Origin of the sequence: Gemella bergeri ATCC 700627, assembly GCF_000469465.1 — a bacterium.
Lineage (GTDB): Bacteria > Bacillota > Bacilli > Staphylococcales > Gemellaceae > Gemella > Gemella bergeri.
In genome coordinates this window covers 1-14,320 of the sequence record NZ_KI271815.1, presented here as the reverse complement: position 1 = coordinate 14,320, position 14,320 = coordinate 1, and the positions used below count along the sequence as shown (strand labels likewise).

11 protein-coding genes are annotated in these 14,320 nt (G+C 30.6%); all 11 read right to left on the bottom strand.

Annotated elements, in window-relative coordinates; translation table 11 throughout:
- Positions 1–267 precede the first annotated feature (267 nt).
- A complete protein-coding gene (gene ileS, locus HMPREF1983_RS02345) occupies positions 268–2,997 on the bottom strand; it encodes an isoleucine--tRNA ligase (RefSeq protein WP_021752685.1) in 2,730 nt (909 codons plus the stop codon).
- Positions 2,998–3,446: 449 nt separating this feature from the next.
- The gene (ftsZ, locus tag HMPREF1983_RS02340; protein ID WP_021752684.1) at positions 3,447–4,538 is read right to left on the bottom strand and encodes a cell division protein FtsZ; all 1,092 of its coding nucleotides are present in this window, start codon (positions 4,536–4,538) and stop codon (positions 3,447–3,449) included.
- A gap of 23 nt (positions 4,539–4,561) precedes the next feature.
- A complete protein-coding gene (gene ftsA, locus HMPREF1983_RS02335; protein WP_245576419.1) occupies positions 4,562–5,926 on the bottom strand; it encodes a cell division protein FtsA in 1,365 nt (454 codons plus the stop codon).
- 278 nt (positions 5,927–6,204) lie between these two features.
- On the bottom strand, positions 6,205–7,161 hold the full coding sequence (locus HMPREF1983_RS02330; protein WP_021752682.1) for a cell division protein FtsQ/DivIB: 957 nt from the start codon (positions 7,159–7,161) through the stop codon (positions 6,205–6,207).
- Positions 7,158–8,501: a UDP-N-acetylmuramoyl-L-alanine--D-glutamate ligase gene (murD, locus tag HMPREF1983_RS02325; protein WP_021752681.1), complete on the bottom strand. Its 1,344-nt coding sequence runs from the start codon at positions 8,499–8,501 to the stop codon at positions 7,158–7,160. The genes HMPREF1983_RS02330 and murD overlap by 4 nt, the downstream gene beginning before the upstream one ends.
- Position 8,502: 1 nt before the next feature.
- On the bottom strand, positions 8,503–9,486 hold the full coding sequence (gene mraY / locus HMPREF1983_RS02320) for a phospho-N-acetylmuramoyl-pentapeptide-transferase (RefSeq protein ID WP_021752680.1): 984 nt from the start codon (positions 9,484–9,486) through the stop codon (positions 8,503–8,505).
- Positions 9,487–9,542: 56 nt separating this feature from the next.
- Positions 9,543–11,579: a penicillin-binding protein gene (locus HMPREF1983_RS02315; RefSeq protein WP_245576418.1), complete on the bottom strand. Its 2,037-nt coding sequence runs from the start codon at positions 11,577–11,579 to the stop codon at positions 9,543–9,545.
- Positions 11,580–11,741: 162 nt separating this feature from the next.
- Complete coding sequence (locus HMPREF1983_RS02310; RefSeq protein ID WP_021752678.1) at positions 11,742–12,068, bottom strand: cell division protein FtsL; 327 nt, start codon at positions 12,066–12,068, stop codon at positions 11,742–11,744.
- Between the two features lie 22 nt (positions 12,069–12,090).
- Entirely contained in the window at positions 12,091–13,023 is a 933-nt protein-coding gene (rsmH, locus tag HMPREF1983_RS02305; RefSeq protein WP_021752677.1) for a 16S rRNA (cytosine(1402)-N(4))-methyltransferase RsmH, read from the bottom strand.
- 14 nt (positions 13,024–13,037) lie between these two features.
- Complete coding sequence (gene mraZ, locus HMPREF1983_RS02300) at positions 13,038–13,469, bottom strand: division/cell wall cluster transcriptional repressor MraZ (protein ID WP_040460839.1); 432 nt, start codon at positions 13,467–13,469, stop codon at positions 13,038–13,040.
- Positions 13,470–13,776: 307 nt separating this feature from the next.
- Positions 13,777–14,320: IS30 family transposase (locus HMPREF1983_RS02295; RefSeq protein ID WP_021752675.1), on the bottom strand; the 544-nt coding region annotated here is incomplete at its 5' end.

The window sequence follows — 14,320 nt, the reverse complement described above, 5'->3', positions numbered from 1 at the left end:
ATTATTTAAAATAATTATTTCTTTATAAATATTAGATTTTATATCTTATATTGCTATTCATGTGAGTTTTATATATTTCTCATAAAAAGGGAGGAACTAAAAAATCATGATTTCATTAGAAATAGATTTTATTAAGTCACTCCCTCACAGTTTATTAAATTAAATTTTTGAAAAGATTTAAAAGTATATTCTCAAATCAATGTATTATTGTACCTAATACTAATAAGTAAATTTTATTAAAGTTCTTAATCTTTATTTTTTGTAGCACTATGCTAAAATACTTTCACATCTATGACAAACATGTTCTTCATTAACAGTTTCAACAATATTCCAACAACGTTCACAACGTTCACCGCTTGCTTTTGTTATTTTAACTTGTGAATAATCATAGTTCACACCGTCATTTTCCTTAACTACTACTTTACTCACAATAAATAATTGATGTAAATTATTTACAGACTTCAACAATTCTACTATTTCTTTATTGTCACTGTAAATTTCTACAGCTGCTTCTAATGATTTACCGATTATTTTTTCATTACGACTTTCTTCTAACGCTTTATTTACGTCATCTCTTACTTTTAATAATTTATCCCACTTCTCTTCTAATACATCATCAACGATTATATTTTTAACCGGAAAATCTAATAAATGTACAGATTCTGCATCTTCATAAGGCATATTATCATAAATTTCTTCTGCGGTAAATGACAGAATAGGTGCCAATAATCGAACAGATTTATTTAAAATTGTATATAATACTGTCAACATACTTAAACGTTTATGAGAATTTTCCGCTTCAATATATAGAATATCCTTACCGTAATCTAAGTAAAATGAAGATAACTCCACATTAAAGAAATTTACTAATTCATTTACCAAAGTATTGAATTGATATTTTTCATAATTATCTAAAACATTAGATACAATTTTTTCAAATTTAAGAATCATATATTTATCCAATTCTTCTAAATCGGCATAAGGCAATACATCTTTTCTATTATCAAAGCTACCGTTAAATAAATTGCCTAATAAGAAACGAAAAGTATTTCTTATTTTTCTATATGTTTCCGATACTTGTTTTAAAATATCATTAGAAATACGAACGTCTTGTGTATAGTCAACACTTGCTGACCACAGACGGATAATTTCCGCACCTAATTGTTTACCAACATCATTCGGAGAAATAACATTACCTAATGATTTACTCATTTTATTTCCATTTCCATCCATAACGAATCCTGCTGATACTAATTCTTTATATGGTGCTACTCCTGACACTGCTACCGACGTAATTAATGATGAATTGAACCAACCACGATATTGGTCACTTCCCTCAAGATATAAATCAGCCGGATATGTTAAATCATCACGTAATGCACAACACCCTTGATGTGATGTACCAGAATCAAACCAAACATCCATAATATCCATCTCTTTTGTAAACTCCCCGTTAGGACTGCCAACGTGGGTAAAGCCTTCTGGTAATAATTCTTTTGCATCTTTGTAGAACCAAACATTAGAACCCTCTGTTTCAAAAATTTTAGCTACATGTTCAATAACATTATTATCTAATATTGCATCACCGTTTTCAGCATAAAATACAGGAATAGGTACTCCCCAAACACGTTGTCTACTAATTACCCAATCTCCACGATCACGAATCATATTGTATAATCTCGGTTTACCCCACTCACTATAAAATTTAGTGTTGTTTACAGCTTCTAAAAGTTGTTCTCTAAATGCCTCTACTGAACAAAACCACTGTGGTGTCGCACGGAAAATAATAGGTTTTTTAGTACGCCAATCATGTGGATATGAATGGGTGATATTTTCTTGTTTTAATAATAACCCTAACTCATTTAAACGCTCAATAATGTTTTTGTTAGCATCAAAAACAAATTGTCCTGAAAATTCCCCCGCCTCTTCTGTTAAATTACCTTGATTATCGACAGGTGATAACACTCCAAGTTTATACTGTAATTGACCAACAAGATAGTCATCAAGTCCATTACCCGGAGCAGTATGTACTAACCCGGTACCTGAATCCAATGTGACGTAATCAGCTAAAATTAATGTAGATGTTCTATCTAAGAATGGATGCTTACATAATAGATACTCCAAATCCTTACCTAATAGCACTTCACCTAATTCATATTCTTCCCAACCGAATTTATCTGCCAAATACGTCACACGTTCTTTCGCCACTAAATAACTCTCATTATTATGTTTAATTACTTGGTACTCAAAATCCGGATGAACAGCAATACCTAAGTTAGCCGGCAATGTCCATGGGGTTGTCGTCCAAATAACAAATTTCGTTCCTTTTTCAACTGAACCATTTTCACTGATTAACTCAAAGGTAACATAAATAGATGGTGATGTATGCTCCCTATACTCAATTTCCGCCTCTGCTAAAGCAGATTCTGAAGATGGCGACCAATAAATAGGTTTTAATCCCTTATAGATATATCCTTTACCTACCATTTTACCAAATACACGAATTTGTTCAGCTTCAAACTTTGGATCTAATGTAATATATGGGTTGTCCCAATCTCCAATAACGCCAAGTTTTTTGAAATCAGCACGCTGTTTATCAATTTGTTTCAATGCGTAATCTTTACATTTATTTCTAAATTTTGTAGCCGGCATAGATTTTCTATCAACACCGTTATTTACCAATACCTGCTCAATAGGAAGACCATGCGTATCCCACCCAGGTACATAATTTGATAAAAATCCGTTCATATTTTTATATTTAACGATAAAATCTTTTAATATTTTATTTAACGCATGTCCGATATGAATATTACCGTTTGCATAAGGAGGTCCGTCATGTAATACATAAGTTGGTTTCCCTGCGTTTTTTTCTAAAATTTTTCGATATAAATCCATTTCAGCCCAGCGTTTTAAAAATTCCGGTTCTTTATTTGGTAAATTTCCACGCATTGGAAATTTTGTTTTCGGCATTAATAAAGTATCTTTTAATTCTACCATTGTTAGCTCCTTTCAAATTAAAAAACCCTTAGTAATTTTAGGAGAGGGCGGAAATATTCCACGGTACCACCTCACTTAACTCATACTAAGAGCACTCATTGTTTATATAATTGTTAATGTCAAAAGTGATAATTACTACAATCTCATAAAGTTTTTCACCAACCAACTTCTCTCTATTAATCAATTTATAATAATCATGTCTTTATCAAACTTTCTATAATTATATTATATTATCTAACAATTTTCAAGAGTTTTATAAAAATTATATATTTATATATAATTTTTTCAGACCAATTGGAAGTAATATAAGCATTTACGATACATTTCTATTTACAATTTATCATAAATTTAAAACTAAAGTCCATTACTAAAAGCATCATATCGTTATAAACCTAACAATCAAAATAATTAGTATAGATATTTTTACCTATACTAATTATTTCATTTTATTAAATTTCTCTTCTAGCTCGTCTTCTTGGACGTGGGTACATTTCTTGTTCTACTTCGTTTTTACCATAACCGCTAGTAAACGAACTTGCTTCCGGTTGTGCCGGACGTTGTTGTAATATATCTCTTTCTACACTTACACCATCTTCTTCAAATCCTGTAGCAATTACAGTAACAATAATTTCGTCTGTTTTCTCTAATTCATCGTTAAATACTGTACCAAAAATCATATTTACTTCATCATCACTGGCTTCTTGAACAATACTAGCCGCTGCTTGTGCTTCAAACAAGCTTAATGAAGGTCCCCCCGTGATATTTAGCAATACACCTTTTGCTCCCACAATAGAAGTTTCCAATAAAGGAGAAGAAATAGCTCTCTTAGCAGCTTCAATAGCTCTATTTTCACCAGAGGCCACCCCAATACCCATTAATGCAGAGCCTTGATCTGCCATAATGGCTTTTACATCTGCAAAATCCAAGTTAACAGTACCTGAAACATTAATTAAATCAGAAATACCTTGAACCCCTTGACGAAGTACATTATCAGCTTCAATAAATGCTTGTAACATTGGAGTAGATTTATCAACAATATCCAACAATCTATCATTTGGAATAACGATAAGCGTATCAACCGCACCTTTTAATGAATTAATTCCTGCTGTTGATTGTACTTGTCTTTTTTTACCTTCAAAATTGAACGGACGAGTAACTACACCTACTGTCAATGCACCCAATTCTTTTGCAATACTCGCTACAATTGGTGCTGCACCTGTACCGGTTCCCCCACCCATTCCGGAAGTAACAAATACCATATCAGCACCTTCTAACGCTGCTTCTATTTTATCTTTGGTTTCTTCAGCCGCTTTACGCCCTACTTCAGGATTTGCTCCGGCACCAAGACCTTTAGTTAATTTTTCACCAATTTGAATCTTTACATCCGCTTTAGAACGTCTTAGTGCTTGTGCATCTGTGTTTACCGCAATAAATTCTACATTTTGAATTCCACTTTCTACCATGCGATCAACGGCATTTCCACCGCCGCCGCCGACTCCAACTACTTTAATTACTGCTGATTGATCAAATGCTTCTAACATAATTTATATTTCCTCCTAAATTATTACTCAAAAAATGAATTGTACATTTTTGTTAATTTACTAAATATTCCTTTTTCTTCGTCTTCTTTTTCATTATCTTCATGATATTCTTCTACATGAGCACTATCGGTCACCTTTGAAATTTCTTCAGATGCCGACACGCTCGGTATTTCTTCTATAACCTTTACATTTTCAAATGTTGTATTAGTATCTTTTATCGTGGTAGCCTCGTCTACTAATTGATAACCAAATAATGATTCAATCTTGTAACTACTTGTTAAAGTACCGACAACTACTGAAAGTTCAGGTGAATTTGCTCCTATAATTTTAGGTGATCCTATTCTGACATTCATTTTTCTTAACATATCTTTTGCTAATTCCAAAACACCGGGCATAAGTGTTGTTCCACCTGTAAGAACAACGTTGCCTTTTACTCTATTTATCCCCGCTTTTCGTAATGCATCAAATGAACGTAAAATAATTTCCTCAACAACTTCTTCTATGTAATCTGCTAATTCTTTTTGAGTATACGGTTCTTCATCCGGCTCTAAATTTTCAAGTTCTATCACTACTTGAGAAGATGCAGTATCATAAAAAGCGTGTCCTTGTGTTACCTTTATTTCTTCCGCTCTTTTCATTGGTACGTTTAAAACATCAGATATAGTTCTGGTAATATCTTCACCTGCCAGCTCTATTGATTGTGATAATTGAAGTATTCCATCTTCAAAATAACTGACAGTTGTAAGCCCTGAACCTATATCAATAATAACCGAACCGTAATCTTTCTCCTCATCATTTAGAAGTAATTCTCCTAATGAGTGTGAGGTGCAAAATGTTTCATTACAGTCCAATCTCAAATTTTCTATACATTTATAAATAGTATGAAGATGTGTTTTAGAAGTTAATACTCTATTCCCCGTCACTTCAAAAGAATTATGAACCGTCATCCCTTTCGGTTTTCTAATACGTTCAATATCATCAAGTCGATAATAATCCGGTATCACCTGAACTACTTCTCTTTCCCTAGGCAACGGTAATATTTTTGCTTCCTCTATTACCTCTTCTATATCTCTACCATCTATGTCATGTTTTGTATCAAATTTAATTTCCGCTACACTTTTTTTTATATGAGTGTGTATACTTGGAACAGCTACATATAATGATCGTATATCCTTATTAGCTTCACTTTTAGCAATATCAATCGCTTTTTGAATATCTCTTGTTGCAGATTCAACATCAATAATATTTCCCCGCTTAATTGCAGTAGTTTTTACAACACCGACACCGAGAATATTCAATTTTTCATATACAACATCTGCTATAATCACCTTAATACTAGATGAACCCAGATCAATCGAAGTATATAATTGTGAACTCAAGTCAAACACTCCTTCCTTATGTTTCTAGTTATATAATTTATAAAATTGTAAATACTCGCCAATTCTATTTACACATACTAAATTATAACACAAATTTCAAAAAAAAAATATCAAAAACAATAAAAAAATTAAAATTTATTAAATTATTTGTTTCTTATAATAAAAAATTTATTTAGCAGCTATTTCGTTTTAAAATACTATAACATTTAGTTTTAATATCTTCTTTCTTATAAACAAAAAAGATTTGAAAATAGACGATAATTTTTATTATCTATCTTCAATCTTTTTTACGGATTATATGCTTTTTTCTTAGAATTTTTTTGATTTTGTAACTTTGTTTGATTTTCTTCTGTGCTGTTTTCTTTATTGTTATCTGAATTTTTTGAAGTGTTATTTTTCGTGGTGAAATTACTATTATCACTATTTACAGTGTACTCCCCGTTACCGGATTTACTTAATAAATCTTTTATTTTTTTTGTTTTTTCTTTATCCGTTTTTTCGGTTTCCAAATATGCTCCATTCACTAAGTTTAATATAGTTTTATTTTTATCTTTAATATATTTAGCCATACTGTCATAATAATTTAATTTTTCAGAAAAAGATGAACTTAGTGCTTTAACTTTTTGACCATCTTTCATATAAATGGTAATAGTTTCTTTCCCTTCATCATTAATTATTTCTGAAATTTCACTTAATATTTCTTCTTTTAATTGTGCCAAATTTTTATATACTGCTGAAGCTTTTGTTCTATTATTTTTAAAATTTTCTAAAATTGGTAAACTGTAATTATTTCTAATTTCACCATCATAAGTTTCACCATTCTCCATTATAACTTCATACTGCCCGTCTTCTTTCTTGTTTTGTGCAACAAGTTTATGTTCTTCTACTTCTATAGTTATATTGTTCGGCATTTTTGAAGTTACTTTAACATTTTTCAAAATATTATATTTATTTTTTATATTTTTTGCTATTTCATCATCTTTTATTGACCAAGTTCTTAAATTTGTATCAACCGCCCCCGCAGATAATATTTCTTCTTTTGTTGTTTGATTATAACCTGAAACATTTATATTTTTTAATTTTGTATATGGACTAAACATATAACCAATAAACAGAAGTACTATTAAAAATAAAGAGGCTATCAAAATCAATTCGATATGTTTTTTTCTTTTAATTTTTTTTAGTGAAGTCTGTTTTTTTTCGCTATTTATTTTTGAAAGCAATTTTTTATTTTTTGCATTCATATCCGTCTATCCTTTATATTATTAAATGTTTCTATAAATTCATCTCCACGTTGTTCAAAAGATTTATACTGATCCCAAGAAGCACAGGCCGGTGATAGTAATACTGTATCTCCAGTCTTTGCTAAGTTACTTGCAAGTATCGTAGCATCTTTTATTTTCTCAGCACGCTCACATCTTACATTATTTGCTACAGCAAGATTATAAAGTATTTCTTTACTTTCACCGACAACAATCATCATCTTTATTTTATTAAAATAAGGCACTAATTCTTTAAAGTCTATTCCTCTATCAGTTCCACCACATAATAAAATAACATTTTTTTCAAAACCTGATAAAGCATTGGTTGTTGCCACGGGATTAGTTGCTTTTGAGTCATTATAATATTTTATATTTTTATACTCACCAACGTATTGTAATCTATGTTTTACACCCTTAAAATTATATAAAACTTCTTGAATAGTTTCTATGCTGGCACCTTTTTTATAAGCTATCCATGCAGCATTAATTGCATTTTCTATATTATGATTTCCCGGTAAAGTTATTTTACTAACATCAAATAATTCCATACCCTTATAAATAACTTTTTTGTTTTTTACATCAATATCAGCTTCATTGTTTTCTTTTGTATCGTAAAAAACAACTGTTGAATTTATATTTTCTAAATTAAATTTCTCTTTCTCTTTGATGTTTAAAATTAAATAATCATCTTTTGTTTGATTTTGATAAATTTTTCTTTTAGCTTTATGATAATTTTCTAAATTACCGTGATAATCTAAATGCCCAATTCCTAAATTTGTTATTGCTGCTATTGAGGGTTTAAAGTTAATTGTTCCCTCTAATTGAAATGATGATACTTCCGTTACTATTAACGAATTTGGATAATTATAGGCAACCTCAATAACCGGAAATCCGATATTTCCCGCTAAATGAACATCTTTACCATCTTTTTTTAAAATATCATAAGTCATCTGAGTTGTTGTAGTTTTTCCGTTAGTTCCTGTTATTGCCACCATATCAACATCAAATAAGGTACTTGCCAATTCCACTTCTGTTATTATATCAATACCTTTTTCTAATGCTTTTTGCAATATTTCTATTTTATAGGGTATACCGGGATTTTTTACTATAACATCAATATTTTCCAATAGAGATAACGGATGAGATCCATCTACTATTTTTACACCTAAGTTTTTTAATTCCTGTGCTTCTTTATTATTGGATAAATCGTCTTTGGCATTTAATATTACATCAAAATTTAATTTTTTTAAAATTTTTGCCGTAGCATACCCGCTTTTTGCAAAACCTAGAACTAATACCCTTTTATTTTCCAAATCTTTCATTTTACATTACTCCTATAAAATACCCAACAGCTGATGATACCCCAGCTATAGTAACAAATAAATATACTGTCTTCACTTCACCATATCCTGATAATTCAAAATGGTGATGTAGTGGCGACATTTTAAAAATTCTCTTTCCTGTTTTTTTAAAATAAGCTACTTGAATTATTACTGACGCTGTCTCTAATATATAAATCAGACCGATAAACAGAAATACTATCTCTTTATGCAATATTATAGAAATAGCTGCCAACATTCCACCAAGTGCGAGCGATCCTGTATCGCCCATAAAAATCTTTGCAGGGTTTCTGTTAAAAATTAAAAATCCTAATAATGCTCCAACAATCGTTAAACAAAATACAAACACCGGAAAATTGTTTTCTTTGTATGCAATCAATGCAAATGTGGAAGTGGTAATAATAGTCACGCTGGAAGCTAAACCATCCAACCCATCTGTTAAATTTACGGCATTTGAAAAACCGGTTTGCCAAAATATAACAAATAATACATACAACCAAGATATATTTAATTGATAATTTACAAGTGGTATTTCTATATAGTTTATATCAACATATATAATTTTAATTAAAACATAGAATATTACTGAAAACAATATTTGTAACATTAATTTTTTCCTAGGTGATAAGCCGTCATTTTTCTTCTTAACAACTATCAACATATCATCTATATAGCCAATCAACGCAAATGATATTGCCGTATAAATAAACAGTAAATAATATTTGAAATTTTGAAAGTCAACAAACGATGCTACTATCAAAGAAATGATGATCGCTAATATAAAAGAAATTCCTCCCATTGTAGGTGTTCCTTTTTTATGTTTATGACTTTCCGGCCCTTCTTTTCTTATTTCCTGACCAAATTTTAAATAATGTAAATACCTAATAAGTTTAGGTAACATCAATACTGTTAGCAAAAAAGCAATCGCTAAAAATATAACTGCCTTTTTGATAAATAAATTATCCATTATTATCTCCTTATATAATTAGCCAAATTAAGAAATTTAACTCAACTAATTAATATCTAACTAAATTTTACTTTTATTTTTTCATTTTTCGTTACTATTTTTTGTGCTTGAATATTTTGACTTGTTGCATATCCATTTCCTTCAACGTCTATATTGAGTCCTGATAATTTGGCATAAGCTAATACATCCGTTTTTGACCAACCTTTAAAATTAGGAAGTTTTATGTTTCCTGTAGATAATACTAAAAATACCTTATCATCTTTTTTAAATATATTACCTTTTGATGGATATTGTCTAGTTACAGTTGCCCCTTCACCTATTGTAATTACGTTTTTTGTCTTAGCACTTAAGCCTGTAATAGCTGCGTTTACATTGCTGTTTTCATAATTATCCATAGTGAATTTTTCTTCCGTTTTCTCTTCAGAGTTTTTCTTAACATCCAGATAATTCAGAGTATTTTCCATTATTGGTTTAAATAATTCTGATACAGCTTTTGCGTTACTTTCTCCTAAATTTTTAGTTGGCACTTTCATTCCAACATACAAAATAACTTCAGGATTTTCGCTCGGTGCGTAACCTAAAAATGAATGAAAAACTTTATATGGACTCTTGTAATAAGTACCGGTTTTAGGATCAACCACCTCGGCGGTTCCCGTTTTTCCTGAAATACTATAATTATCTACTTGGTATCTTCTACCACCTTGTGCCCACTGTCCATTAACAACACCATACAATTCTTCTTTCATAATATCAGCCGTAGATTTTGATATTGGTGTTCCTACTATTTTTTTACCACCAATATTTACATCTTTATTAATAGTTTTGTCATGAATTTTTTGCAAAAAATATGGCGCCAGCATCTGACCGTCATTTAAAATGGCTGTTTCCGCTTGAATCATCTGCATAGCCGTAACCGTACTACCTTGTCCAAAGACTGTTGTAGAAGCAGAAACTTTGTTGTTAAACACCAAATCTCCCGATGCCTCATTGTTAAACAATGAATTAGTTGACTTCCCAAAACCGAAGTTTTCTAAGCCGGTTTTTAACTTTTCAGTACCCAATCCTTGAAGAAGGGTTAACATTAAAGTATTTGAAGATTGTTGAAATCCATGTCTATGGGTAATAGTTCCCCATCCTGTTTTATTCCAGTCATAAATTGTTGCATCTTCTACTTTGTATGAACCAGACTTGTAGTAACTGTTAGGATTATATAAGTTATTTTCTACCATAATAGACATTGTAAATGTTTTAAGCGTTGAACCGGGTTCATATGCTGAATTATAAAATATATTTGCCCAAGCATGTTCAAGATTTTCTTGAGTATTAGGATTAAATGCAGGACTTTGTCCCAAACCTAATATTTCTCCGGTTTTTGCACTCACCGCTATAGCAAAAGCACTTTCCGGTTTATATTTTTCTTGAATATCTTTTAAACTGTTATCTATATAGCTTTGAATATTTTTGTCAATCGTTAAATGTATATCCGCACCATCTACCGGCTTAATCTCAACCTTAGGAATATTTGATACAACTTTCCCCCACGCATCTTTATCATAAGTTATATGGCCTTCTTTACCTCTTAGATAGTAATCAAAAGTTTTTTCCACACCTAATCTACCTGTTATTAAATCGCTATCCGGTGAATTTTGAGCAAATCCTAAAAAATTCCCTAACATACTGCCGTTCGGATAATAACGTTTGGTGGTCGCTATAAACTGTATTCCGGGAAGTTTTAGTTCCTCTATTTTTTTCTTGTTCTCTACACTTATATCTTTACCTTGACTCCCAAATTCTACTTGATATACACCTTTTTTCTCAAGAATTTCTTTTATTTTGCTTTTATCTAATTTTATAAATTTAGCCAATTCCTCCGCAGTTTTATCAACATCTACAACATGATGAGGATCGTTATTATCCTCTGTTGCCTTATCAGAAACAACTGCAACAAGTTTATATGACTCTATGTTATCTGCCAAAATATTACCATTTCTATCATAAATTTTCCCGCGATTAGGTTGAAGGTTAGTATCTATTTTATATTTTTTATCAGCTAATTCCATTAAATTATGACCACGAACACTCCCAATCAACATCATTTGTCCTATGTTTATTATTACAACCCATACAAAGAAAAAAACAAAAATAAATAAAAATACAATTTTTGTTCTTCCCCTCGAGATATGGTCTTTTCGTTCTAGACTTTCTCTATCTATAAATAAACTTATTACAGACTTTTTCTTAGAATTTTTCTTCAATTATCTCACTACCTTTGTGTTATCTTTTTGAATTTTCATTCCCAGTGCTTCTGCTACTTTTTTTACTCTCTCATATGATGATAAATTATTAATAACAACCTTTTGTTCATTATTATCTTTTTGTTTTTCTGAAATTACCACTTCATTTTTTTGCTGAGCACTTTTTAAAGAGTATAACTCTCCTTTATAGTTTAACATAACTACATTAGCAAGTAAAATAACTCCTATAAAAATTCCGTAAGTTGCTTTTTCTAATAAATTAAACTTTACTTTTTCCTGAACTTTTCTTGTACCATATTCTCTACTGTATACTTTTAGTGTTGCCATTTTTTCTTATTCCCCTAACATTTTAACTTTGCACCTGTGCTATTCTAAGTTTTGCACTACGCGATCTATTATTTTCCTCTAATTCTTTATTACCTGGATAAATAGGTTTTCTAGTAATTATTTTTAATTTTGCCAAACTGTTCTGTGGTAATATTGGAAGATTCTTTGGAATATCTTTATTTTTAGCATAAGAATTAAAAATTTGTTTACAAATACGATCCTCCAGTGAATGAAACGTAATAACAGAAATTCGTCCCCCTACATTTACTATATCAATAGCTTGCTCCAGTGAATTTTCAAAAACTGATAATTCGTTGTTCACAGCTATCCGTATCGCCTGAAAGATACGTTTAGCCGGATGACCACCGGTTCTGCGTGCTGCCGCAGGGATTGATTCTTTTATCACATCTACTAATTCAAACGTTGTTTCTATTGGCTTAGTTTCTCTTTTTTTTTCTATATTTCGTGCTATTTTCTTTGAAAATTTTTCTTCACCGTAACGATAAAATATTTTTACCAAATCATTATAGCTATACCCGTTAACAATTTCATATGCACTGATTCTTGCATCGGTATCCATTCTCATATCCAACCGTGTATCATAATTATAACTAAATCCACGTTCCGGAGTATCCAGTTGAGGTGATGAAACGCCTAAATCATATAAGATACCATCTACTTTTTCTACACCCAAGTCCGACAATTTTTCTTTTAAATATTCAAAATTCGATTTTATAAAGACAACTTTATCACTATAATCAGCCAATTTTATTTTTGCATTTTCTAATGCTATATTATCTTGATCAAAAGCATAGAGTTTTCCAGTAGTTAATTTCTTTAGTATTTCCAAACTATGCCCCGCACCACCTAAAGTACAATCAACATAGACTCCGTCTTCTTTTATATTTAACCCGTCTACCGCTTCATTCAATAACACACTATAATGTTCAAACATCTAAATTCTCCATTTTAAAAATCAAAATCTTCCAATTCTTCTGCGATCTCTTCTACACTCTCTTCACTTTCAATAAGTAAGTTTTCCCAACGTTGTTTATCCCAAATCTCTATCCTATTTGATAAACCGTTTACCACGCACTCTTTTTTCAATGTTGCGTGATCTATCAGCGAATTAGGTAGATTTATTCTTCCCTGTCTATCAATTTCAACTTCGACTGCACCAGAAAAGAAGAAACGTTGAAACGTACGAGCATTTTTTTTAGTAATAGGTAGTGATTTTATTTTACTTTCAACTTTTTGCCACTCCTGTAGTGAATAGCCAAATAAACAAGAGTCCAATCCCCTTGTTATAATAAATTTTTCTCCTAACTCTTCACGAAATTTTATTGGAATACTAAGTCTTCCTTTTGAATCCATTTTATTATTATATTGACCTATAAACACTACTTTCACCACCTTACTTCTATAATTTACCACATTTTCCCACTTTTTTCCACTATTTTATGGTAAATTATTAAAAAATCTTTTTTATTTTTTATTTTTTACACTTTTCGAATAATTATTTCCTAAATGTCAATATCAAATTAGACAAAAATTTTTAGTAAAAATCTAAAGGGAACGACCACATATTCCCCCCCACATTTTTTTGAAACAAACAGCGTAATAGGCAACAAGAAAAAACAAGCATCTTAGTCAAGGGTTTAAACGAAGTGTCCCCTGACTAACGATGTGAGTTTTTTCTATACTCCGCCTATGCTGTTTGTTTTAATAAATTTCTAATCTCTTCTTCAAATAACTCATTTGCAGTTCGATAGTTTAGTATTTTTCTAGGTGTATTGTTGATTATATCTATAATTTTCTCAATATACTTCCTATTGTAATCATCTATAGAACTACCTTTAGGTATAAAACGTCTTATTAGTTTATTAAAATTCTCATTCCCTCCACGCTCAAATGCCGAATATGGATGGGCAAAATATATATCCATAGCTTCTGAGAAATATTCTTCTAATGTTGAAAACTCTGCACCGTTATCTGCTGTAATTGACTTAATCATACCAACAGGATACTCTTTTATCATCTTCTTTAGTGCATATGTTACAGACTCACTATCTCTAAAATCTATTAATACAACAATACCTTTTCTTGTTTTTCTTTCCGTTAGCGTTAATAAACAAGTACTCTCTTCTTTTCTACCGTGAACGGTGTCTATCTCAAAATGACCAAATTCCTCTCGTTCATCAATATGTTTAGGTCTTTCATCTATACTAACACCTAAAATCTTTTTATTTTTC